Consider the following 22,939-nt stretch of genomic DNA (forward strand, 5'->3'; position numbering starts at 1 on the left):
AGTACTTAGAATTCTCTTGAGAGAAGGAGAGATAAATATAACCAGACTGGCTAGAGAGTCTCATGTTAATTACAAAAAGCTAGAAAAAGCTTTAGAGACGCTAGAGAGGAAAAATATAATAGAGATCTATGAGGGAGATAAGACTAAACTAATAAGAATCAATTATTCTAACCCTAAAGTAATAATACTAAAAAACCTGTTTGATGAACTTGAGAGTATATGACTGAAATTCGAATGATTGATATTTCAGGAAAAGATATAGTGCTAAGAGAAGCAATAGCTGAAGGATTTATAAAACTTAAGAAAGATACCATAGAAAAAATAACAAAGAGAGAAATAGAAAAAGGAGATGTGATCGCTACAGCGAAAGTTGCTGGAATTTTAGCTGCAAAGAAGACTCATGAGTTATTACCAATGTGTCATCCAATTCCCTTAGAATATATCAATGTAGAAATCGAGATTCAAAATGATGGGTTAAAAGTAGTCTCGACAATAAGAGCTCATTACAGAACTGGAGTCGAAATGGAGGCTCTGACTGCTACTAGTATAGCCCTTTTGACTATTTGGGATATGGTAAAGAAGTACGAAAAAGATGAAAAAGGACAATATCCATTGACAGAGATCAGTAAAATTAGAGTTGTTAGTAAAATTAAGTCTTACGACTAGAAGATCTCTTAGGATAGTATTTTTTACTTTTTTGTTCCTTTTCTTCACTAGTTGGCTTATTACCCTGTGTAAAAACGTTTAAAATTTCTTTCTCCCCTTCGGTTAGTTGGAGATAATTTTCTACTGCTTCTGCATGCCTAGTATAATAAGACGCAAGGAATGGTAAAGTGTCATTTAATACCTTTCTTTTTGAGGTATGAGTTTTTTCACCTATTTTTTTAAGAAGGGTCTCGATACTATCACGTTTTTCTTTAGTCCTAGCTAAGGCTTGAATATATTGTGGAAACTGATACTTTACCCATCTTGCCTTATAACCTGGTTTCTTTTTCTCTAGTGACGCAAATGCAATACCTGGTCCCATCAAATCAAACATATATGATAATAAATCCCATCCTACTTGTTTAGCTCTTGTCAGAAAAACAGAAGCTCTAGATAGAGCCTCGTAAGCTCTCCAAACATCTTCCATGGACGTGTATTGTAATGGGATATTCTCATCAAACCATCTCATTAACAACTCATAATCAACCTGACTATTTGTGACTGCATTTTTCGCCTGCCAATAATACTTAGCCCAAAATACGTCTCTAAGGGTTTCGAAGGGATCTAATTCCCTATCCTTTCTCCTTACTAGTTCTTTTACGTTATCTAATGTGACCTTCCCATATCCCTCCGCTATACCCTGAAGCATATTTATACAATATCGTGCATCACCTTCACTTTGCTCTATAATATGGTCTAATGCCTCATCAATGCAAACTATTTTCTCCTTCTCACATATCCTCTTTAATAATCTCCTCAACGGATATTTTCCTAATCTTTTTAACTCTATCATTTTCACTGCGTTTCTTAAGCTTCTTAGAGACGGATCCCATGGATCATTAGCAGTGAGAATTACTGGATATTTTGTTTTTTCTATTAACTCTAAGATTGCAGGTATAGCACCAGCATCAGCCCTTGAATAAATTCCGTCTATTTCATCTAGTAATATTATTTTCCCCTTAATTCCAAATAAAGAGCCTGAAATAGATGCCCTTTCAGCAACATCCTTTATGTCCCTTAAATTTCTTGAATCACTAGCATTCATCTCTAATAATTCTAACTTATAGTTTCTAGCTAATGCTTCAGCTAGAGTTGTTTTACCTACACCTGGTGGACCATATAATAGTACAGCTTTAGCTGTTGGCTCTCCATTAAGCCAACTTTCTATCCATTTTTTAAGTTCTTCTTTGACTTCATCTTGGTTTTCAACCTCTTGTAGACTTTTTGGTCTATACTTCAGGAACCATTGTAATGGCAATTACTTCCCTCCAGAATATTTTTCTGCATGTAACGCTAATTTCGCTAAAAAAGCCGATAACTGTATCTCATCGTCTGCTCCTTCCATAATTCTGAATTCTACCTCTCCTGCATAATCAACCAATACTACCTTTAGGTCATCTGGTATACTTATCTCATTTCCCGTGAGTTCTTTATGTACTTGTTTGATTATATCCTCTCCAGATAATCCGTAATTTATGAGTAGTTCTCGCAACTTATCTCTAGCTTGTAAAAACTTACCACTAAGGGCTAAATGTAGCATTTCTCTTATCTCTTTGGGTTGGGCCAAACCCAGAACTTTATAAACAGTTTCTACGGTGATCTTTCCGTAAGCTGAAGCTGCTTGAATTACATTTATAGCTTTTCTCATATCACCTTGTGTTATATCAAAAATTGTTTCGATTCCTTTTGGATCAAACTCGATCTTTTCATTCTTTGCAATCTGAATTAATCTATTGACTACGTCTTCCTTCTTTAGAGGATAAAATCTGAATAATGCAGTTCTTGATTGTATTGGTTCAATGATTTTACTCAAATAATTACATGCTAATATGAATCTCGTCGTCTCCGTATATAACTCCATGGTTCTTCTTAGAGCTTGCTGAGCGTCAGCTGTCATATTATCAGCCTCATCGAGTAATATAACTTTAAAGGGCACATTATTTGATGCGACTGTTCTGGCAAATTCTTTTACCTTATTTCGTATAACATCAATACCTCTTTCATCGCTTGCATTAAGCTCCAAAAAGTACTGTCTATAACTGTTCCCATAAAGATCTCTAACTAGTGCCAATGCTGCAGTTGTCTTTCCTGTACCAGGGGGACCTGCAAAAAGCAAATGTGGCATATTCTTTTCTTTAACAAACTTCTTTAATCTTTCTACTATTTCCTTTTGATTAACTATTTCGTCTAATGATTTAGGTCTATATTTTTCTGCCCATAATATCTCTTCTTCCATTTTTCAACCCTTTCTTTTATACTTACCCATAATGAATCCTTTGTCAATCATATATCCTTCCATCATTCTCTTGAGCTCCTCTGCGGTAACGCCAGATTTTACTGGTAACTCTGAGCTCAAGGCATATACATAAAAGAAGTATCTATGAGCCTGGTGACTTCTAGGTGGGCACGGTCCATTATAACCAACCCTTCCAAAATCATTTACACCTTGAATGCCTACCCCAGCTTTCTCTATCTTCTTCACATTTTCCTCTAGTTTGTTCTGCTTTATATTATAAATAACCCAGTGTATAAAAGTACCTCCAGGTGCATCAGGGTCCTCAACAATTATTGCATATGATTTTACATTTGGAATTTGATCCCATTCAAGTTCAGGAGAAATATCAGAACCATCACATGTATATTTATCCGGTATATAGTCTTCATTTTTAAAGGAGTTAGATCTTACGTTCACAAGAAAAAGATGTAAGGCTCAATAAAAAACCTATCTCTTAGTGATATAATACTCTTTTTCTTCATGCCCATTCTTGGTAATTTTAGTGACTATCACTCCTGTGCCTGTAAAAGAGTCTCTCTTTATAGAGGAGAATATAGCTCTTTTAGCTAATTCTGCAGCATCATCTAGTGACATTTCTGGCTTATAGTTATCCTCAAGTACTCCAAGAGCTTCCGGTGATCCTGAACCTGTTGCAGTATACTCCTCCTCAGTGATATCCCCCAGGTAATCTAAATTGTAGAGTTGTGGCTGATCATCTACTCCACCTATTAGTATTTGGACTAGATATGGGAAGTATTTAGATGAAGAAAGTACATTAGCTAGCCATGTGGCTATGCCTTTAACAGTTATGGGACCTTCGCCAGTTATAGAATTACGATGATATATATATTTTAAAGCTTCATATATAAATTGTAAATCAGCAACGCTACCTGCAGTCGTAATCCCTATATTATCAGTGACGTATAAGACCTTTCTAACATACTTATGAGCAACATAATAACCTGCGCTGGCTCTTCTATCAGCAGCTAATACTACTCCATCCTTGACCTTAATCCCTACAGTCGTTGTTCCCTTCAGAATTTTATTTTGAAGATTCATTAGAAATCAAGATACATGTATTTTACTTACTAATAAATCCAACAATATCTAATATCCTTTTAGCTATATCTAATACAGTCCCATCCTGATATAACTCTCCGCTCACCATTAGACCCACCGGTAGTCCGTTTAACTGTGTAACTGGAATAGAAATTGAGGGTGCTCCTGTTACATTAAATATCTCGGTGTTGGACACTAATTTTTCCCTAAATGTTAGCTCATTACCTATAACTTCGGAAATTTTAGGCGCTACAACTTTTGTAGTAGGTGATATTAGAACATCGACATCACTAAATATTTTCATATACTCTCTAATTAACACGTGTCTTAATCTCAATGCATCAACGTACTCATATCCCAATATTTTAGATCCATTTTCAAGCAATCTTCTAACATCTGGGAAATAATCATCTTTCCTCTCGTTGAACCACTTCTTATGGTAGCTATATGCTTCAGGTAAAACTATCTTCCTTCTTACATCACCTGAATATTTCTCAAGAATTTCATTGTGAATTTCTTTAATATCGAAATAATTATTGAGTGTGTCAACTATAGGTTTCAGAACCCTAGATACCTCGTCATCACCAAATAAAAATAGACCTACTCTGGGTTTTCTCCTAATCTGTGACACTAAAACAGTTTTATCAGTTAATGTCACTTCAAGGACTCTGTTTAAAGTTTGCATATCCTTAACTAGAAACCCAACTGTATCTATACTCCAACTGAAAGGAATGATTCCATCTGTTGGGATCAATCCTATGCTAGGTTTAAATCCTATAACACCACATAGTGCTGCTGGTATTCTTACAGAACCACCGGTATCTGTACCTACACCCACGTCAACTAAACCTAATGCTACTGAAACAGCTGCACCACCACTAGAGCCCCCTGAGATCCTTTCAACATCATAGGGATTCTTCACAGGACCAAAAATTGATGACGTATTAGTTGCGCCCATTGCAAACTCATGCGTATTTGTCTTTCCGATAATTTCTCCGCCCTCTTCAAGTATCTTTTCCACTACATACGCATTACTGTCAGGTATATAGTTATTAAGGATTCTAGATCCTGCAGTTGTTGGTACGCCTTTAATGTCTATAATATCTTTAATCGAAAATTTCAGATTTGAAAGTCTACCTTTATCCCTCTTTTTTATATTCACCAGTCTGGTGAATATATTGTACCTCGAATTTAATTCTTCTAATGACATCCTTATTCACACAAAAGAGTGGTTTAACTTTCTTTTCCGCTACTAACTCTTCTAAACTCATCTTATTATTTGTTATGCTCATAAAATATATTAAAGTTAATACTTTAAACTGACTATTATCTAGTAAGATTGTATATATATGAGAATATTCCTATTGACTATAATCAAGTAGAATTTTAAAAACTCTTTAAGAACTTTATTGTAGCTCAACTTATTATATTTATAATTGATTGATTTAAACTTTATAACTATATCTTGCATAAATTTTATTCATATGTATTTTGAGCTAATCTAATGTTTCATTTCGAGTGATAAATTTTTATTTATGAGTATTAATATATATTGAATAAAATGAAAGCTATAGTGGTTCCTGCTCCCAAACAAAATTACTCATTGCAACAGGTTAAAGATCCTAAACCAAACAGTGATGAAGTTGTTATAAGAGTAGTTAGAGCTGGACTATGCTATAGAGATTTGTTACAACTCCAGGGTTATTATCCCAGAATGAAATATCCGGTAGTTTTAGGACATGAGGTTGTAGGAGAAATAGAGGAAGTAGGGGATAACGTTAGTGACTTTAAGATAGGAGATCGAGTGATTTCCCTACTTTATGCACCAGACGGAAGTTGTGAATATTGTAAAGTAGGCGAGGAGGCTTACTGCAAAAGAAGACTAGGCTATTCAGAGGAGCTGGATGGCTTTTTTGCTGAAAGAGCTAAAGTTAAGGTTACAAGTATTGTGAAGGTTCCACAATCTGTGAGTGATGATGCAGCGGTGATTGTTCCATGTGTCACTGGCATGATATATAGGGGTATAAGGAGAGCTGGAGGAATCAATAAGAATGAATACGCTTTAGTTACAGGAGCAAGTGGAGGTGTTGGTATTCACGCAATACAGGTCGCAAAAGCATTAGGGGCAAGAACAATAGGTGTTACTACCTCTGAAGATAAAGCTAAAGTAATTAGAAAATATGCAGATCGCGTAATAGTGGGAAGTAAGTTTTCAGATGAGGCAAGAAAGATCGGAGATATAAGTTTAGTAATAGACACTGTTGGGACGCCTACTATCGAGGAGAGTCTTAGATCGCTGAGAATGGGAGGTAAACTTGTTCAAATTGGCAATGTAGATCCTTCTCAGATATATAGTTTAAGGTTAGGTTATTTGATTTTAAAGGATATTTTATTAGTAGGACATGCATCAGCTACTAAATACGATGCTGAACAGACCCTTAAACTTACTGAAGGAGGAAACATAAGTGCAGTGGTAGCAGGTTATGTGAACTTAGAGAATATTGATGAAGGCTATAGGATGATTAAAGATCGTAATAAGATAGGTAAAGTTCTGCTGAAACCATAAATTCTTGAAGTTAATATTTTTCTATGTGGAGATTAAGTTTAATGTATTAAAGATACCCTCTGATTTACTACCTCATTCAGAAGACGAGATTGATCAATTTAATGAAATTGCTGGATATATTTATGAAAGCATATTACACTCACAACCATCAAAAGTGAATTTAGATGAAAAGATAATTCCACTTTCTTCTTTCTTACAAAGCAAAATGGTAGAGGGATTGCTGGAAAATATTTATCACTATATGCAAATGCTAAAAGGAGCTAAATATTTGTCTGGAGATATTTCTATATCAATTAGTGAAGCCATAACATACACTACACTCCATACGATATATAGTGTTAAGTTACGTAATATAATTCCTTTCAGAACAGTAAAATATCTAGGGATAATAGCTGATGCCGTCGTTGACCTGTCTAGGGAGGAGAAATTGGCTAAAGAAGTTGGAAGTGATTCTGGACTTCTATTTATCAATATAAGATCATCAATGAATCCTAAGAGTTATCAAATCATAGATAAAATAAGAAGAAGTCTCATAAACATAGAAACTGTCAGATATCCGGATAGCTTCGGACTAATATCTATAGTTACGTTAGACAAGGGGGAATTAACTAATTCCTTTGTATTTATTATACCTTAAGGTGGTAATGATGGATTGTAATAATATCTATAAAATACTAATTGACCTATGGGTCGGAGACTCAAAAGAAGCTGAAGATATGGCTAAGGAGTGCCTAAGTTCTCTAAGGGGCGATGTTGATAAGATCAGGAAAAATATTAAAGAGATCAAGCAACAAGTACAGGCTGATTTTCTTCTTCCTAAGGCTCTAAGAGATAAGGGTGTGAGTACGGAGGATATACTAAAAATCTCGATGTATGAACTTGCAAGGAGAGCTACTATATTCTCAGGTTCAAGTAAGGTAAAAAAGAACGAAATTCTGAAATATAGCCTCATAAATATGGAGGAAAAACTAATTCTTAAGGGAACATGTGAAAGATGTAAAGGTTATAGATATTCTGAACTCACGAACGGATTTCTAGTAGTTATGGACGATTTAATTTACGCTGAGTCACGATCTAAAGATGAGGACAGAATTGTAGGTGAGATAACTAAGATTTTATATAGCTTAAGTGAAAAATGATAAAAATTCAAAATCTTCAAAAAATTTTGTTCACACGAAAAGATTTCACTATGGTGTGTCCTTATAACATTTTTTAGTATACATTCAATACTTTACACTAAAATTGATTGAATTAAAATAGTGAACATACTATAGTGAAATCCTATGAATGGGAGAGTGTATATAGTTGGTGCTGGTCCTGGAGACCCAGAGCTCATAACTATAAAGGCATTAAACATACTGAAAAGTGCAGATGTTGTGCTATATGATAGGTTAGTTCCTGAATCGATACTGACTGGTTTGAAGTGTGAGTTAATATATGTTGGTAAAGAAATAGGAGACGCATACTTACAGGAAAAGATAAATCGTCTCCTTGTCGAGAAAGCCAAAGAAGGTAAAACCGTGGTTAGGTTGAAGGGAGGAGATCCTACAATTTTTGGTCGCGGAGAAGAGGAATGTATATATGTAGTGGAGAACGGGATAGAATGTGAAATAATTCCTGGAGTTACTAGTGCAATTGCAGTTCCAGAGACTGCAAAAATTCCAGTAACATCTAGATTAGCTTCACCATCCGTGAGTATTATAACCGCTACCAGATCTAACGGCGAGCTCATTACTTCTGATTATATTCCAAAAAAGGGAACTTTAGTTATATTGATGGGTATACATGTGATAGAGGAGCTATACGGAATACTGTTGTCGGTCAGAAATAAAGATGAACCTGTGGCAGTTATTGAAAAGGGAACACTGAAAGATCAACGAACCTTTTTAGGAAAACTGGAAGATCTGATAAATATTGTTAAGCAAAATGAAGTCAAAGCTCCCGCAATTATAGTTATAGGAGATGTAGTTTTGTTGAGAAATAAACTTCAAAAATGTTGAAATCGAAATTTAATTATGCAAAATGATCCAGTGTGTGGGATGGAAGTTAATGAAGATACTAAATATAAATTAAGTTACAAGGGAAAGACGTACTATTTTTGTAGCCCCTTATGTATGGCTGAATTTAAGAAAAGGCCAGAAAAATATATTCAGCATTAACAATTTCACGTAAAGTATTTAAGTCACTAAGGGTATTCAAATCTATGTATCCGCCTAAAATAGGTTATGTAATTCCAGAAAATATTGACGAAACATTTGACTTTCTAGAGGATCATGAAGACGCTCGACCATTAGCAGGAGGTCATAGTCTTATACCGGCATTGAAATTAAGGATAATTCGTCCGTCCTATTTAGTGGAAATCCGACGTTTTAAGGAGCTAAATTATGTTAAATTTGAAGGTGGTAAGTACAGAATAGGTGCACTTACAACCCACTATGATATTTCTAAAGCCGGCGTTCCTTTACTTAGTCAGGCAGCAACTAAGATAGCAGATCCACAGGTAAGAAATATGGGAACAATAGGGGGGAGTATATCTCACCTTGACCCTGCAGCTGATTATCCAGCCTCATTAATTGCAGCAGATGCAGAGGTTAAAATTAAAAGTAAGAAGGGAGAGAGGACTGTGAGTTTTAAGGATTTTGCAAAAGATATGTTTACGCCAGATTTGAATCCTGGAGAATTGGTTGTAGAAATACAATTGCCTGATCTAAGAAATTACAAGTATTCTTATGAGAAGTTAGAGAGAAGGGCTGGGGATTTTGCCATAGTGGGCGTAGCAGTTCTACTGAAGTTAAGTGGAGATGTTGTTGACGATGTTAGAATAGGCCTAACTGCTGTAAACAATGTAGCTGTAAGAGCTAAAGAAGCTGAAGATGAGCTTATTGGTAAGAGGCTATCTCAAGAGTTAATTGAGAAAGCCTCTAGTAGGGCAGTGGAGCGTGCAAACCCGAGCTCAGACATAAGAGGATCAGCTGAATATAAAAAGAAGATGGTTAAAGTTATGACAAAGAGAGCAATTATAAATGCATTAGGTGGTAAGATATGATCATAGTTGATAAAGATCAAAAAGCTAAAATAACTTTAAGGATAAATGGAGAAACCCATGAAGTAGAGGTAGAACCAAGGAGATTACTAGTTCATGTCCTAAGAGAATTGGGATATACTAGTGTTCATGTTGGATGTGACACGTCTAATTGCGGTGCCTGTACTGTAATAATGAATGGTAGATCAGTAAAATCATGTACAGTTCTTGGAATAGAAGCAAATGGAAGCGAAATAACTACTGTAGAAGGTCTAAGTAAAGATGGTAAGCTTCATCCAATACAAGAAGCCTTCTGGGAAAACCATGCTCTACAATGTGGTTATTGTACCCCTGGAATGATAATGGAATCTTACTGGTTACTTAAGGAGAAACCTAATCCTTCGGAAGAAGAAATAAGAGAAGGTATATCTGGTAATTTATGCAGATGCACGGGTTATCAAAACATCATAAAAGCAATTAAGGATGCTGCAGCAAGGTTAAATCAGCAGGCGTATCAACGTCTATAAGCACTTCTCTTCCACACTCAACCTCGCATATATTCTCCTTTTTTAACTCTCCTAAAATCATGCGAGCTCCGACATCTCCCTTTAAATTCATTATTTTCTCATAAAGCACCCTACTAAGTAGAACTGGATTCCCTCTAGTTCCTTTATGAACAGGAATTACGGCATAGCAGTTTTCCTTGAACTCTGATACTATCTTTTTAACTGTATTTTCTGTAATCAGTGGCATGTCACCCAATAGTACTAAAACTCCGTCGAAATCGAAAAAGAATCTCACACCGAGCTTAATTGATGACGATATTCCCTCTCTCCAATTAGGGTTATAAATCACAATTTCATTTGATAACACATCTAGTAGTTCCTTGTAATACTTACCCACTATAATTACTCTATCGAGAAACTTTACCGAATCAATTGTCTTTATTATTATTGGAGTATTATCGATTGTTGCTAATAATTTATTTCCTCCGAATCTCTTCCCCTCTCCTGCGGCTAGGATGATAGCACCGATTTTCATATATACTAGTACTTAGTATATCATTCTTATGAAGTTTGAAGGCGAACTTCAAGTTCCATTCCCATCAGATAAGTTATGGAGTTTTATTACAGACGTAGAGAAAGTAGCATCTTGCTTTCCTGGTCTAAAAAGCATTACAAAGACTGGCGAAAATACCTATGCAGTAGTAGGGACAGCCGGTATAGGTTTTATTAAGGGTGAGTATAAGGCTAATGTACAACTATCAAACATAGATCAGAATTCGAAGAGCCTGAATTTACTTGCAAAAGGTACTGGACTTAATAGTAACCTAGATATTACTGCATTAGTCCAGCTTTTAGAGTCTCCTGTAAGGCTAAAGTACTCTGCTGATGTAAAAGTTAGTGGAGTACTAGCATCAATAGGAGCTAGGCTAATGGATTCAGCATTAAATAAGCTCCTTAATGAGCTTTTTGAGTGTATAAAACTGAAGGCAGCAAATTAAAAAATCTTTAATCAAGTAAATCAATTACTATCCCAAGTCCTCTAGTTCTACCCTCTCTAAATACAAATATTTGGTCTTTTTCTATATATTCTGGTCTGTATAAGAAGGATAAAGTAACTTCTGCAGCATCACCACTCCTTAAGTATTTGGTAGAGATATTTTCAAATCTAATCGCTTGTCGTATTGTGTATAAATGCAGAGTTGCAACATAACCCTCTTTTATGGTCGTGGGATGATGTAACACCATAACTTTAGCCTTAAACTTCCTTGAAGATCTTACTTTACTATTATGATTAGTGAGAACCATGCCTTTTCTAAGTATATCCTTATCCAGTCCCTGTATAGCGAATGTTGCTATCGTTCCAGAAGATACGTTGTCCACGAATATTTTGTTCACCTGAATACTCTTGACTTTAACTTCCTTAAAGTCTCCTAGCCTTGTTGGACCTATGTAATAATTTCTATTTGTGGCAATCATTCCTCTTACAACAGATCCCAATACTACTGTACCTACTCCAGATACGTTATATATTTCATCTATATATACAAGTGGCTCTTCATTTTCATCCCTCTTATCGATCTTTTTGGGTGGCAACATGTTTAAGAACTTCATAAGTAGGTCAAGTCCTTCTCCTGTTACGTTAGAAACTTTAAATATAGGTACTACTCTTTTAGTTTTCATTGCTAGTATAGAATTTAATAAGTCCTCTTCATTCTCTACCTCTATTACTAATCTGTTTATTCCAGGTATCTTTAGGATACTTTTGATATCATTTACTATTCCATTAGTCTTCTCTTTGCTATATTTATCAACCTTCGTGACTACTATAAATATTGGAAATTTTAAAATCGAAGCTACTGCCAGATGTTCTTTTCCCATTGCAGATAGTCCGTCATCAGCACCTACAACGAGCATAACATAATCAACCTCATATCCTAAAAGTCCTTTTAATGTAGTTCTCAAATATCTTTCGTGCCCCCCTAGATCTATAAGCCTTATTATTTTGGAACTTTTGAGAGTTATCTCAGCCTCATCTAAAGGATCCCTCAAGGTCCAATTTATTATATTACCATTACTATCGAGACCTAACAATCTTAGTGTTACTGAAGAGGTTCGCCCAGAGAGAATTTCATGCATATGACGTGCTATTAAAGCTCTTAGGGTACCATTTCCGTCATCCAGTTTTCCTAGGATTAATGCACCTGTGAGTGTGCTCTTACCTGCATTTACATGTCCCATTACAGCTATGTTAACTTGAACTGGCATTCTTTCTTTAAATATCCTTATTAATAGTTCCGCAATGAATTTCCTGCTTTTTACTTCAACTATCCTCTTATGAACAATCTTAGCGTTTATTGTAGATGCTATTTTCTCTATTGTGACTATACTTTTGTCTAACTGATCCTTTTCGATACCTATAATCTCTCCATTATCTCCTACACCTATTATGTAGAATGCCTCTCCCCCACCTTCCTCTAATCTATATTTCATTTGAGTTGCTAGACTCTGTAGTCTTGTTTCATCATCATTTATTATCAACAGTTTGTATTCTATCTTTCCAGTTTCACTCTCCTTAGGATATTTCATTTCACCACTATTTCCAAATAATTATTTTTTCTTGACCGTTATATTTTTACATGTGACTTCAGATCTTAAACTATTATACGAAGGCAAGCACATATGCCCTGTATGTTCCAATAACTCAATGTGGATAAGACAATACTCATATGAAGCTCCAAGGGCTGGAGTATTATTGCTCATGATCTTTGAGTGCGAGAGTTGTGGATATAGAATTAGAGATGTGAAACCATTTGAGGACGGTAAGCCTATTAAGATTATATTAAAGGTAGAAACTGAAGAAGATTTAAGGTCTATTCTATACCGTTCACCTTATGCAAATGTAATAATTCCTGAACTGGGAGTAGAGGCTCTTTCTAAAGAAGCATATCAAGGTGTAATAACTACAGTGGAAGGATTACTTGAAATATTACTTGACAATATGGGGGAATTATGTGAAAATAATGGTTGTCAGGATATTGAAAAGGCTAAAAAAGGTGAGCTTCCTTTCACTTTAATCATAGAAGATCAGAGCGGACTAAGTTATGTGGAATCTAAAAAAGCTAATGTCATTCAACTTTAATTTCTGTACCCTTCTCCTCTTTACCTTTAAGTTTCTTGAGTACTACTTGAAGTACCCCATTATTGTACGAGGCTTTTGCACTTTTATCATCCACTTCGGTAGGTAAATCTATCTCTTTGTAGTATTTTCTATCTTCCCCACTGGCTTGTATGATCAGTTTCTTTCCTCCTTCTATTATTTTTATCTTTATATTGTTCTTATCAACTCCTGGTAGCTCGGCTATAACTCTAACTTCCTCGCCTCTCTCTATAACGTCAATTAACGGTTCCCTTTCCTCGCTTATAAGTGGTTTTCCCTTATAGGACTTCACATTTCCGAATTGCTCTATTATTGGTTTTCCATCAGGACCTACAGTTACTCTAAATCCGTAAATATAAGGTCCAAATCTCTTTCCTCCTTCTTCAGTTCCATACCTTTCAAATTCTCTTTCAAATCTCTCGAATTCTTCCTCGATTTCTTTTATTAGTTCATCAAAAAGGTCAAATGGATCTCTATATCTTCTTGACATTAGTTGGTCACCGGTAAGATTTTTGCATTCAAAAATAAAAAATCAACTATCTTTAACTTGAACTAATTCTATTAAAACCCCAATTGTACTTTTAGGATGAACAAAGGCAACCAAATGTCCTCTAGCACCTATTCTTGGTGTCTTATCCACTAACTGAATACCAAGGATATTTAATTCGCTTAGAGACTGCCTTATGTCGCTTACTTTTATGGCTAAATGATGAAGTCCAGGACCTCTGTTTTTTAAAAACTTAACAACTGTATTAGTCTCGTCATCATGATTTATTGGTTCAATTAACTCTACAGTCGTCTCTCCACTACTTCCAGCTAGAAAGACTACTTTTATACCCCTGTCTGGTAGTGTTTCTCTGTGAACAACTCTAAATCCCAGTTTATTTGTATAGAGATCTACTGCATTATCTAAATTTTCCACTGCTATACCGATATGGTCTATTGTATCTGTTATCATTAAGTATATTTTTTCCATTTAGTTTATAAGTTTGATTAAAAAGAAAGGATTTTAAACTGTTTAAGCAAATATATATCAGATGACAATGGACACTGATGATAAGATTTTGGAGAAATCAAGGGAATGGGAAGAGAAGATCCTTAAGCCATGGATTAGTAAAAGGCCAGAAAGGAAGAGCAATTTTCTCACACCATCTGGTATATTAGTTAAAAGACTTTACACCCCTTTAGATCAAAAGGGAGACTATTTAAGTAAATTAGGCTTTCCAGGAGAGTATCCATATACTCGCGGTATATATCCTAACATGTATAGGGGAAGACTGTGGACTATACGGCAATATGCCGGATACGGTTCTGCTGAAGATACTAATTATAGGTTCAGAAAACTTCTAGAAGCTGGTCAAACAGGATTAAGCATGGCATTTGACTTGCCAACTCAATTAGGTCTTGACCCTGATCACAAGTTAGCTTTTACCGAAGTGGGAGTTGTTGGTGTATCTCTTTTTCATTGGAAGGAAATGGATTTGGTAATGTCAGATATACCAATTCAGAAAGTGACCACATCGATGACTATAAACGCTACAGCCATTGAATTACTTTCCATGTACATCGCCACTGCTGAGTCACGTGGTATATCTACCTCAGAGTTAGATGGTACTGTGCAAAATGATATATTAAAAGAGTATATAGCTAGAAAAAATTACATTTATCCACCAGAATTTGGAATAAAATATGCAGTTGATCTAATTGAATATTCGTCTAAAAACATTCCAAATTGGCATCCAATTAGCATTAGTGGTTATCACATACGAGAGGCTGGAGCTGATGCAATCTTAGAGGTGGCTTTTACCCTAGCTGACGGCATCGAGTATGTTAGGAAAACTATTGAGAGAGGTATATCAGTTGACGATTTTGCACCCAAATTATCCTTCTTCTTCGCAGCTTACACCAACATATTCGAGGAAATAGCAAAATTTAGAGCGGCGAGAAGAATGTGGGCAAAGATTATGAAAGAAATGTTCAATGCTAAAAAGCCTGAGTCGATGATGCTTAGGTTTCATACCCAAACTGGTGGGGCTGAACTTACTGCCCAACAACCTGAAATAAATATCATAAGAACTACGTTACAAGCTTTAGCTGCAATATTAGGCGGTACTCAAAGTCTTCATGTAAATTCTTATGATGAAGCATTAGGTTTACCTACTGAGAAAGCAGCTAAAATAGCCATCAGGGTTCAACAGGTTATTGCCCATGAAAGTGGAGCTACTGATACAATAGACCCAATTGCAGGTTCATATTATGTTGAGTGGTTGACTGACGAGATTGAGGAACATGCTTGGAAAATTCTTTATGACGTTGAAAGAATGGGCGGAATGATGAAAGCAATAGAGGTAGGATATCCACAGGCACAGATTGCAGAGAGTTCGTATAGAATTCAAAAGAGATTAGAACAAAATGATTTAGTGAGAGTGGGCGTAAACATGTATTATGAGCCTGACTGGATAGGCACAACAGAGGTTTTTAAGGTTAATCCGCTGGTTAGGGATAGGATATTGCAAAGGCTTGCAAAATACAAAAAGGAGAGAGATAACTCTAAGGTTGAGGGTTCCCTTTCAAGATTAAGAAATGCTGCAGATAAGGAGAAAGTAAATATATTTCCTTATATTCTCGATGCAATAAAGTCAGGAGCTACTGTAGGAGAAGTGAGCTCAGTTTTGAGAGAATTATGGGGAGAATATAAAGAACCTTCCTTATTTTAATCTTGTTTTTGCACCTTTAATTTCTTCAATATTTCCAAAAATCTCTCTTTTTTCTCAACTTCAACTTCATTATTTTCTCTAACTATCTCCCACTTATCCCATGGGAATATAATCCATTTATCAATTATCTTGTAGTAATAATCTGGATATTTTCTGGACCAAGGTTTAACAAACAATGTGGCAGTTCTTACAACTGATGGATTAAACATTGCAATAATATTACCTGCAAAATCTAATGTTTCTCCAGTGTCTGATACGTCGTCTATTACCAACACCTTCTTAGCCTCTACGTCGTTCACATAAATAGCTCTTACTATAGGTTTGTTCTCCCTATCCTTTACTCCCTTATAAAACCTAATATCTACGTACTTCAGATTCTTTATCCCCAAAGCATCTGATATGAGTTTTGCTGGTATCACGCCTCCAGTTAAAATACTCACTATCATATCAGGAACAAAATTATCGTCTAACATTTTTTCTGCTATCGTTAGTACGCCTTCTTCTATCTCATTCCAACTCGGCACATAGTATTCAACCATTCCAGATCACCAAAGGTACTTTCATCTCATTAACTGATAAGCCTCCGTGATGACCTTTAAGTTTATTGTATTCGTTTCCCTCTTCCTTAAATAAATATACATACGCATTGGAGTCTGTAGGAACGGCTATATAGTCTGCATAAGAGGTATTACCACCTATTAATTTTTCAAACTCATTTCTACCAAACACTTCGAGGTTGGGATATTTTGTTTTTATATATGTCTTTACGTCATATCTACTGTGTAAGAATACAGCCCTAGAGTCTCCATAAGGAACAACATCTAGAAGTTTTAATAAGTCTGAATCATGGTTGAGGGCAATATGTTCATTAACCTCAACATGTCCGTGATCTGCTGTAACCACAAAAGTGTAATCCTTGAATCTCTCAGCCAGTTTCATTAGACTGTTGTAAAGATCTCGTATACATTCTTTTACAACTGGGTGATTTGGACCATGTTTGTGTGCCAAACTATCGACATCAGGAATGTAGACATATACGAAATCATACTCTTTCATCTGAAGGACATTTGAAGCTTCTGTGAAAGCATCCCAATAATTTATATAAGTCTTTGTGATGTTTGTCCTACCGTGTGTTAACTTAGTAAACTGTGTATTTTCTAATCCCTTGGGAGTCACTTCTGCTGTCTTTTTGTCCTTAACTTCTTTTAGATAATTTCTTACATTTGGAAACGCATTCTCATATTGAATACCTTCCTCTGAAATAATGTCTCTAGTGTCCACTAAAGGGTAAGTGTACTTGAGAGTGTTGATTATTCCTCCAAGTCTTTTCGAATAAGTAGTATAACCTAATATACCATGTTCAGCTGGTAATTGAGCAGTAAATAAGGTGGTTAAAGTAGTAGCTGTAGTAGAAGGAAAAACTGTTGTTATAGTTCTATCTACAGTGAAGCCTGCATTACTTAGCATTGTGTAGCCAAGACCATCCAGGAGTGTTAAAGCAATCCTCCTACCACTTATCTCTAGTTTCTTGCCTTTGCATTCCCTATTTACTCCTAAAAAATCAGCAATCGCACAGGCTAAATTATAAACACTATTTGAGTAGTAATCGGGATATACAAATTCCATACCAATAAAGTTTTATTTAAGTTAATAAGAAGAGATGGTATGATTTTAGATCTAATTGTATATGCAGCAACGGCTGGAGCTTTCGGAAATCCGGAATCTTATAGTAGTTTAGTTTCAATGCTAGTTTATGTCGGTATCGGTCTGTCTGCACTAGGAGCTGTCTTAGCTTTAATATTTAGGTTAAGAAAAACTTAGTAATGTATGACGTTGTAATCATAGGCGGAGGACATAATGGCTTAGTTACCGCCTCCTATTTGGCTAAATATGGTCTTAAAGTAGCAGTACTTGAGAGAAGGAGTATTATAGGTGGTGCTGCAGCTACCGAAGAACTATGGCCAGGTATAAGGGTCTCGACTGGTTCTTACGTTTTGAGTTTATTAAGGAAGAAAATCATTAAAGATCTAGAGTTAGAACGATATGGACTGAAAGTCTATCTGAAAGATCCTGGTTTATTTGTACCATTTGAAAACGGAAAGAGTATAACAATATGGCTAAGCTTAAAGAGAACAATGAAAGAAATAGAAAAATTTTCTAAGAAAGATTCTATAAATTATGAGAAGTTCGTTAAACTCCTAGACAATATGAGTGAAATTATAGATCTTGTAATGCTCAGTCCACCTCCTGAAATGACAGAAATAGAAGATCTGTTCAAACTTGTGAAGTCATTTAACATCAACGAAAATGATGCCTTAACAATAGCCAGGATGTTTTTCCAAGACGGAAAGTCTTTCTTGGATGAGTTTTTCGAAAGTGAGGAGTTGAAAGCTGCTCTTATCGAAGATGCTGTTGTAGGTACTTTTGCATCTCCTTCAACCCCAGGAACAGCATATGTCCTTCTGCATCATAATATAGGGGAAGTTAATGGTGTAAAGGGGGCATGGGGATATGTTGAAGGAGGAATGGGAGCTATAAGTACAGCCATAGCAAAATACGCAATAGATCATGGAGTCGAAATTTACATGAACTCTCAGGTCGATAAAATACTTGTTAAGGATGGTGTTGCAGCTGGCATTGAGCTGAAAGATGGTAAAATTATTAATTCTAAGATTGTAGTCTCTAATGCAGATCCTAAAACTACTTTTCTTAAACTACTAAGGGATGCTGAATTGGACGAAAATTTTCTGCGTAAGATAAAGGCGCTAAAATCAACGGGGGTCTCGTTCAAGATAAACGGGTACACAGAAGAGCTTCCAGATTACGGATCTGGAAAGGATTTTAAACCTATACATGTCGCGTCTCAATTGATTATGCCGTCCATTGACTATATCGAAAAAGCATATACTGATGCAAGATCTATGGGCTATTCCAAAAGACCATGGCTATCCCTTAACATTCCTTCAACCTTAGACCCAACATTAGCTCCTTCTGGAAAATATGTCTTTAACATATTTGGGCAATACATTGTTTATGGCTATGACGATGAAGGTAAAAAACAGGAACTATTGCAGAATGTCTTAGATACTCTAAAAGAATTTGCACCTAACTTTAAGCCTATAGAACTAGAGTTTTTAACACCTAAGGACATAGAAGCCAGATTTGGGATGATGGGTGGCAATATATTTCATATAGATATGACACCTGATCAATTATACGTTTTTAGACCTGCTATAGGTTACTCCAGGTATAAGACGCCAATAAAGAACCTATACCTTTGTGGCTCTGGTACTCATCCAGGTGGTGGCGTAACCGGAGCTCCTGGATATAATTCTGCGGTTCAGATTCTCAAGGACATTGGTGTATTACAATGACTTAAATATCGGGAAATAGATATTCAGATTAGTTATGACCATTGATGAAGTACCGATAATCATATCACTCTTGGGGGTAATCATATTTATAGTAGTGATCTTATCCCTATTGTTTAAAAAACAGACACAAAAATTCATTGTCTCAGATAAAGCGACACAAATTCAACAAAAAAATCAACGTAAAAATGACATCCTTGATAGGATTAATTGGGAAATGATAGGTGGATATGAGGATGTTAAGAAGGAAATTAAGGAGTACATAGAATTCCCGCTAAAGTATAAAGAGTTATCAAGGAAATATGGTATTAAACCTCCAAAAGGTATTCTATTATTTGGACCACCGGGATGTGGAAAAACACTAATGATGAGAGCATTAGCAAATGAAGCTAAAATTAACTTCATTTATGTGAACGTAAGCGATATTATGAGTAAATGGTACGGTGAAAGCGAGGCTAGACTTAGAGAACTTTTCGCAAATGCAAGGAAGAATTCCCCATGTATACTTTTCTTTGATGAAATTGATACAATAGGGGTTAGAAGGGAAAGTCATACGGGAGATTCTGTTACTCCTAGACTACTATCCCTCATGTTATCTGAAATAGATGGCTTGCAAGGAAATGATGGTATAATTTTAGTAGGTTCCACAAACGTACCCCATTTATTAGATAAAGCTTTATTAAGAGCAGGAAGATTCGATAAATTGATTTACATAGGGTTACCTGACAAGAGATCAAGAAGAGAAATACTGGAAATACATTGTAAAGCTAAACCATTAGAGAGTGATGTAGATTTTGATAAACTTGCCGAAATGACTGAAAGGTTTACCGGTGCAGATTTGGCTAACTTGTGTCAGGAAGTAGCAAGAAGGGCAGCAATAGAAGCTTTAGAAAGAAATGTAGAGAGAAAAATAGGTATGCAAGATTTTAACGATGTTATAAAGAGATATAAGCCGAGCGTAACACTTCAAATGTTGGAAGAATATGAAAAGTTTAGGTTAGATTATGAGAGGAAGTTCAGGGGTCCAGAAATTACAAGTTCTGATAATGAAAAAATAACCTTAGATGACATAGGTGGGTATAATTCAATAAAGAAGGAGTTATATGAGCTATTAGAAATACAACTTCGATATTCCAAGCTGATGGAGCAGATGAGGATACCCCCAATAAGGGGAATTCTATTACATGGTCCACCAGGTGTAGGGAAGACTATGATGGCAAAAGCATTGTCTAAGACACTAGGTGTTAAGTTTATAATGATTAGTGGGGCAGAGATCCTATACAAGGGATATGAAGGTGCAGTTAGCACAATCAAAGAAGTCTTTAACAGGGCAAGGGAGAATAAGCCTGCTATCGTTTTACTGGATGAGATAGATGCAATAGCACCTAGAAGAGAAAATCAAAAAACCGACTCCTCTAAGGTGGTAAATCAGTTGTTAACAGAAATGGATGGTATAAGGAGCTTAAAGGAGGTAGTAGTTATTGCAACGACAAACAGAATGGAGGATGTAGATCCTGCACTAAAAAGACCTGGTAGATTTGATAGAATAGTGTACATGCCCCTACCTAATTCTGAGGAGAGGGAAGATATTCTTCAAAAGTATATTGGACTTGAGGAGTGTAAAATGGTTAAATGTGATCAGATTGCGAAAGTCACTGAAGGTTATAGCGGCGCTGATCTTGCAGCTATAGCTAGAGAGGCTAAGTTAAAGGTTCTAAGGGAGATAATAAGAGGGAATGTGGATAGAAAGTTGAGCTATGAGGATTTAATTGAGGCAGCTAGTAAGATTAAGCCGTCTGTAAAGCAAGAGAGAAAGATCTTAGAAGACTTTCGTCAAGACTTATAACTAAATCTTTTACAACACTCACTTCTGTCAAACTACTTTTTATTTTTCTTAAACCTACGTCATATGGGATTACCCCTAATCTGGAACAGAAGTTAGATGAGGCTGCAATATCTACATTTCTCAGTTTTCCCCTTATATCAAAAAACATTGTTGCCCTGCCTGTACATACTAATATCATATCTAGGGATGCACTTCCTAAACTTCTTATTTTATAACCTTGACCAATTTTCTCAAAAAATGATTTCAGATTAGGTAGTTTTGACCTGGAGAAATAGGCTAATAATAGTATTTTTTCAGGCTTTTTTATCTGTGCTGTCTTTACGCCATTTATGTAAGCACTTTCTTCATCGTAAGAAAATGTGTAAGGAGTGAAAATACTGCTTACAGCACCTACATTTGAACTGAGTATATCTTCTTCCTCCCTATTGTATATAGCAATAGATACTGAAGACCATGGTATTCCTGATACAAAATTAGTACTTCCATCTAGAGGATCTACAATTGCAATGTAATCGTAATTTTTCCCATAAATGTCAATTACACCTGATTCTTCTGTAACTATGAGCATATTATATCCTAGACTTTTTAACCTGTCCACAATAAAGTCTTCAGATTTCTTATCTATAATTCTGGTTACGTCATTACCATGTACATTAATTACTCTGTCGACATCCTTGTTTTCTCTTTCTTCATAAATGTATTTAGAAGCCTCACTAGCTACCTTCTCTACGTCTTCTTTTTTCATTTTTTCTTCTTCCTCTGGTTTAAATAATTAAATGCTGCATGAGCAGCAACTGCACCCTGAGCTGTCGCGGTAATAATTTGTCTAAAGCCAAGCCACATTCCTGTACAATCTCCTGCTGCAAATACTCCTTCTACGTTAGTTCTCATCCACTCGTCGACTTTAATATATCCGTTGTTATCTACTTCTATTCCATGTGCTCTGGCGAACTCGGTAGGCGGTTCAAAGCCTATTTCCACGAAAACACCATTAGTTTGTATCTCTCTAGTCTCTCCAGTGTTTATATTCTGTATTATAACCGATTTTACTAATTTCTCTCCCTTGATTTCCTTTACTACGGAGTTTAGAATTATTTCAACGTTCGGTTTTTTCTTAACCAATTCAACATAAATAGGTTGTGCTTTAAATTGATCTCTCCTATGGACTAGATAAACCTTATTGGAGTATCTTGAAAGTATTTCAGCGCCCTCAAGCGCAGAATCTCCTCCACCCACAATTACAGTAGTCCTATTTTTAAACAACGGTGCGTCACATATTGAGCAATAAGACACTCCTCTGCCTGCAAATTCATTTTCTCCAGGCACATTTAATTTTCTTCTCTTGACTCCTATTGCTAAAATTAAAGTATCTGCTTTATATTCTCCTTTTCTCTTTGTCTTAACCACAAATTCGTCTCCTTCTCTCTTAAAACCTTCCACAATATCTAAAAGTACTGGTACCTCGTATTTCTCAATATGCTTGTTGAATACTTTTATCATATCTTGTGCGTTTATTCCTATCAAGCCTAGATAATCGTCTACCTCACCAGCTTCTGTTAATTGTCCACCTGGAGTTTCTCCTATAACAAGTGTTTTTAACATAAATCTAGCAGCATATAATGCAGCACTATAAGCAGCAGGTCCTAGACCAATAATTATAGTATCGTACTTTTCGCCTTCTTTAACGTTAAATACCTTTGGTAATAGACTCATAT

Annotated in this window: 28 protein-coding genes; 15 read left to right on the plus strand and 13 right to left on the minus strand. The window is 35.7% G+C overall.

The window, feature by feature from the left end; genetic code table 11:
• Nucleotides 1-16 precede the first annotated feature (16 nt).
• A complete protein-coding gene (locus SUSAZ_04130; protein ID AHC51245.1) occupies nucleotides 17-223 on the plus strand; it encodes a hypothetical protein in 207 nt (68 codons plus the stop codon).
• Nucleotides 220-666 carry a molybdenum cofactor biosynthesis protein MoaC gene (locus tag SUSAZ_04135; protein ID AHC51246.1) on the plus strand — a complete coding sequence of 149 codons (447 nt, stop codon included), beginning with the start codon at nucleotides 220-222 and terminating at the stop codon, nucleotides 664-666. The genes SUSAZ_04130 and SUSAZ_04135 overlap by 4 nt, the downstream gene beginning before the upstream one ends.
• On the opposite strand, the gene SUSAZ_04140 is transcribed toward SUSAZ_04135, so the two are convergent.
• From SUSAZ_04140 to SUSAZ_04160, 5 genes are read right to left on the minus strand one after another with little or no spacing between them, the layout of a single operon-like run.
• On the minus strand, nucleotides 650-1,963 hold the full coding sequence (locus SUSAZ_04140) for a replication protein C (GenBank protein ID AHC51247.1): 1,314 nt from the start codon (nucleotides 1,961-1,963) through the stop codon (nucleotides 650-652). The genes SUSAZ_04135 and SUSAZ_04140 overlap by 17 nt on opposite strands.
• Nucleotides 1,964-2,941 carry an ATPase AAA gene (rfc, locus tag SUSAZ_04145; protein ID AHC51248.1) on the minus strand — a complete coding sequence of 326 codons (978 nt, stop codon included), beginning with the start codon at nucleotides 2,939-2,941 and terminating at the stop codon, nucleotides 1,964-1,966.
• 3 nt (nucleotides 2,942-2,944) lie between these two features.
• Complete coding sequence (locus SUSAZ_04150; GenBank protein ID AHC51249.1) at nucleotides 2,945-3,397, minus strand: hypothetical protein; 453 nt, start codon at nucleotides 3,395-3,397, stop codon at nucleotides 2,945-2,947.
• A 30-nt stretch (nucleotides 3,398-3,427) separates the two neighbouring features.
• Entirely contained in the window at nucleotides 3,428-4,039 is a 612-nt protein-coding gene (locus tag SUSAZ_04155) for a proteasome subunit beta (GenBank protein ID AHC51250.1), read from the minus strand.
• A 22-nt stretch (nucleotides 4,040-4,061) separates the two neighbouring features.
• On the minus strand, nucleotides 4,062-5,249 hold the full coding sequence (locus tag SUSAZ_04160) for an amidase (GenBank protein ID AHC51251.1): 1,188 nt from the start codon (nucleotides 5,247-5,249) through the stop codon (nucleotides 4,062-4,064).
• A gap of 351 nt (nucleotides 5,250-5,600) precedes the next feature.
• Here SUSAZ_04160 and SUSAZ_04165 point away from each other — a divergent pair, with 351 nt between their 5' ends.
• From SUSAZ_04165 to SUSAZ_04195, 7 genes are all read left to right on the plus strand, one after another.
• Entirely contained in the window at nucleotides 5,601-6,605 is a 1,005-nt protein-coding gene (locus SUSAZ_04165; GenBank protein ID AHC51252.1) for an alcohol dehydrogenase, read from the plus strand.
• Nucleotides 6,606-6,630: 25 nt separating this feature from the next.
• On the plus strand, nucleotides 6,631-7,242 hold the full coding sequence (locus tag SUSAZ_04170; GenBank protein AHC51253.1) for a hypothetical protein: 612 nt from the start codon (nucleotides 6,631-6,633) through the stop codon (nucleotides 7,240-7,242).
• Nucleotides 7,223-7,744: a hypothetical protein gene (locus SUSAZ_04175; protein ID AHC52450.1), complete on the plus strand. Its 522-nt coding sequence runs from the start codon at nucleotides 7,223-7,225 to the stop codon at nucleotides 7,742-7,744. The genes SUSAZ_04170 and SUSAZ_04175 overlap by 20 nt, the downstream gene beginning before the upstream one ends.
• A gap of 144 nt (nucleotides 7,745-7,888) precedes the next feature.
• Nucleotides 7,889-8,605, plus strand: coding sequence for a uroporphyrin-III C-methyltransferase (locus SUSAZ_04180; protein ID AHC51254.1), 717 nt, complete (start codon nucleotides 7,889-7,891; stop codon nucleotides 8,603-8,605).
• Nucleotides 8,606-8,620: 15 nt separating this feature from the next.
• Nucleotides 8,621-8,764 (plus strand): transcriptional regulator, encoded by a 144-nt coding sequence (locus SUSAZ_04185; protein AHC51255.1) that lies wholly within the window; start codon nucleotides 8,621-8,623, stop codon nucleotides 8,762-8,764.
• A 44-nt stretch (nucleotides 8,765-8,808) separates the two neighbouring features.
• Entirely contained in the window at nucleotides 8,809-9,651 is an 843-nt protein-coding gene (locus tag SUSAZ_04190; GenBank protein AHC51256.1) for a carbon monoxide dehydrogenase, read from the plus strand.
• Nucleotides 9,648-10,154, plus strand: coding sequence for a carbon monoxide dehydrogenase (locus SUSAZ_04195; GenBank protein AHC51257.1), 507 nt, complete (start codon nucleotides 9,648-9,650; stop codon nucleotides 10,152-10,154). Before SUSAZ_04190 ends, SUSAZ_04195 begins: the two co-directional genes overlap by 4 nt.
• Here SUSAZ_04195 and SUSAZ_04200 read toward each other — a convergent pair.
• The gene (locus SUSAZ_04200; protein AHC51258.1) at nucleotides 10,105-10,668 is read right to left on the minus strand and encodes a 4-diphosphocytidyl-2C-methyl-D-erythritol kinase; all 564 of its coding nucleotides are present in this window, start codon (nucleotides 10,666-10,668) and stop codon (nucleotides 10,105-10,107) included. The genes SUSAZ_04195 and SUSAZ_04200 overlap by 50 nt on opposite strands.
• Before the next feature lie 28 nt (nucleotides 10,669-10,696).
• Here SUSAZ_04200 and SUSAZ_04205 point away from each other — a divergent pair, with 28 nt between their 5' ends.
• Nucleotides 10,697-11,131 carry a carbon monoxide dehydrogenase gene (locus SUSAZ_04205; protein AHC51259.1) on the plus strand — a complete coding sequence of 145 codons (435 nt, stop codon included), beginning with the start codon at nucleotides 10,697-10,699 and terminating at the stop codon, nucleotides 11,129-11,131.
• A 7-nt stretch (nucleotides 11,132-11,138) separates the two neighbouring features.
• Here the strand turns inward: SUSAZ_04205 and SUSAZ_04210 are convergent, their stop codons facing one another.
• The gene (locus SUSAZ_04210) at nucleotides 11,139-12,719 is read right to left on the minus strand and encodes an elongation factor 1-alpha (protein AHC51260.1); all 1,581 of its coding nucleotides are present in this window, start codon (nucleotides 12,717-12,719) and stop codon (nucleotides 11,139-11,141) included.
• A gap of 52 nt (nucleotides 12,720-12,771) precedes the next feature.
• Between SUSAZ_04210 and SUSAZ_04215 the strand changes: the two genes are divergently transcribed.
• The gene (locus SUSAZ_04215; protein ID AHC51261.1) at nucleotides 12,772-13,272 is read left to right on the plus strand and encodes a hypothetical protein; all 501 of its coding nucleotides are present in this window, start codon (nucleotides 12,772-12,774) and stop codon (nucleotides 13,270-13,272) included.
• On the opposite strand, the gene SUSAZ_04220 is transcribed toward SUSAZ_04215, so the two are convergent.
• Nucleotides 13,259-13,780 (minus strand): heat shock protein Hsp20, encoded by a 522-nt coding sequence (locus SUSAZ_04220; protein AHC51262.1) that lies wholly within the window; start codon nucleotides 13,778-13,780, stop codon nucleotides 13,259-13,261. The genes SUSAZ_04215 and SUSAZ_04220 overlap by 14 nt on opposite strands.
• Before the next feature lie 42 nt (nucleotides 13,781-13,822).
• Nucleotides 13,823-14,248, minus strand: coding sequence for a hypothetical protein (locus SUSAZ_04225; GenBank protein ID AHC51263.1), 426 nt, complete (start codon nucleotides 14,246-14,248; stop codon nucleotides 13,823-13,825).
• A gap of 85 nt (nucleotides 14,249-14,333) precedes the next feature.
• Here SUSAZ_04225 and SUSAZ_04230 point away from each other — a divergent pair, with 85 nt between their 5' ends.
• Entirely contained in the window at nucleotides 14,334-16,007 is a 1,674-nt protein-coding gene (locus SUSAZ_04230; GenBank protein AHC51264.1) for a methylmalonyl-CoA mutase, read from the plus strand.
• Here SUSAZ_04230 and SUSAZ_04235 read toward each other — a convergent pair.
• A complete protein-coding gene (locus tag SUSAZ_04235) occupies nucleotides 16,004-16,546 on the minus strand; it encodes a phosphoribosyltransferase (GenBank protein AHC51265.1) in 543 nt (180 codons plus the stop codon). The genes SUSAZ_04230 and SUSAZ_04235 overlap by 4 nt on opposite strands.
• On the minus strand, nucleotides 16,539-17,633 hold the full coding sequence (locus tag SUSAZ_04240) for a nucleotide pyrophosphatase (protein AHC51266.1): 1,095 nt from the start codon (nucleotides 17,631-17,633) through the stop codon (nucleotides 16,539-16,541). The genes SUSAZ_04235 and SUSAZ_04240 overlap by 8 nt, the downstream gene beginning before the upstream one ends.
• A gap of 39 nt (nucleotides 17,634-17,672) precedes the next feature.
• Here SUSAZ_04240 and SUSAZ_04245 point away from each other — a divergent pair, with 39 nt between their 5' ends.
• Genes SUSAZ_04245 through SUSAZ_04255 form a run of 3 tightly spaced genes read left to right on the plus strand, consistent with a single transcriptional unit; the run spans nucleotide 17,673 to nucleotide 21,224 of the window.
• Nucleotides 17,673-17,828, plus strand: a complete 156-nt coding sequence (locus SUSAZ_04245) for a hypothetical protein (protein ID AHC52451.1) — start codon at nucleotides 17,673-17,675, stop codon at nucleotides 17,826-17,828.
• Between the two features lie 2 nt (nucleotides 17,829-17,830).
• The gene (locus SUSAZ_04250) at nucleotides 17,831-19,381 is read left to right on the plus strand and encodes an FAD-dependent oxidoreductase (GenBank protein ID AHC51267.1); all 1,551 of its coding nucleotides are present in this window, start codon (nucleotides 17,831-17,833) and stop codon (nucleotides 19,379-19,381) included.
• 34 nt (nucleotides 19,382-19,415) lie between these two features.
• Nucleotides 19,416-21,224: an ATPase AAA gene (locus SUSAZ_04255; protein ID AHC51268.1), complete on the plus strand. Its 1,809-nt coding sequence runs from the start codon at nucleotides 19,416-19,418 to the stop codon at nucleotides 21,222-21,224.
• Here the strand turns inward: SUSAZ_04255 and SUSAZ_04260 are convergent.
• Together SUSAZ_04260 and SUSAZ_04265 are read right to left on the minus strand one after the other, a co-directional pair.
• Nucleotides 21,166-21,969, minus strand: coding sequence for an inositol-1-monophosphatase (locus SUSAZ_04260; GenBank protein AHC51269.1), 804 nt, complete (start codon nucleotides 21,967-21,969; stop codon nucleotides 21,166-21,168). The two genes, SUSAZ_04255 and SUSAZ_04260, sit on opposite strands and share 59 nt — an antisense overlap.
• Complete coding sequence (locus SUSAZ_04265; protein ID AHC51270.1) at nucleotides 21,966-22,937, minus strand: thioredoxin reductase; 972 nt, start codon at nucleotides 22,935-22,937, stop codon at nucleotides 21,966-21,968. Before SUSAZ_04265 ends, SUSAZ_04260 begins: the two co-directional genes overlap by 4 nt.
• Nucleotides 22,938-22,939 lie beyond the last annotated feature (2 nt).

The organism is Sulfolobus acidocaldarius SUSAZ, from assembly GCA_000508305.1.
Taxonomy (GTDB): domain Archaea; phylum Thermoproteota; class Thermoprotei_A; order Sulfolobales; family Sulfolobaceae; genus Sulfolobus; species Sulfolobus acidocaldarius_A.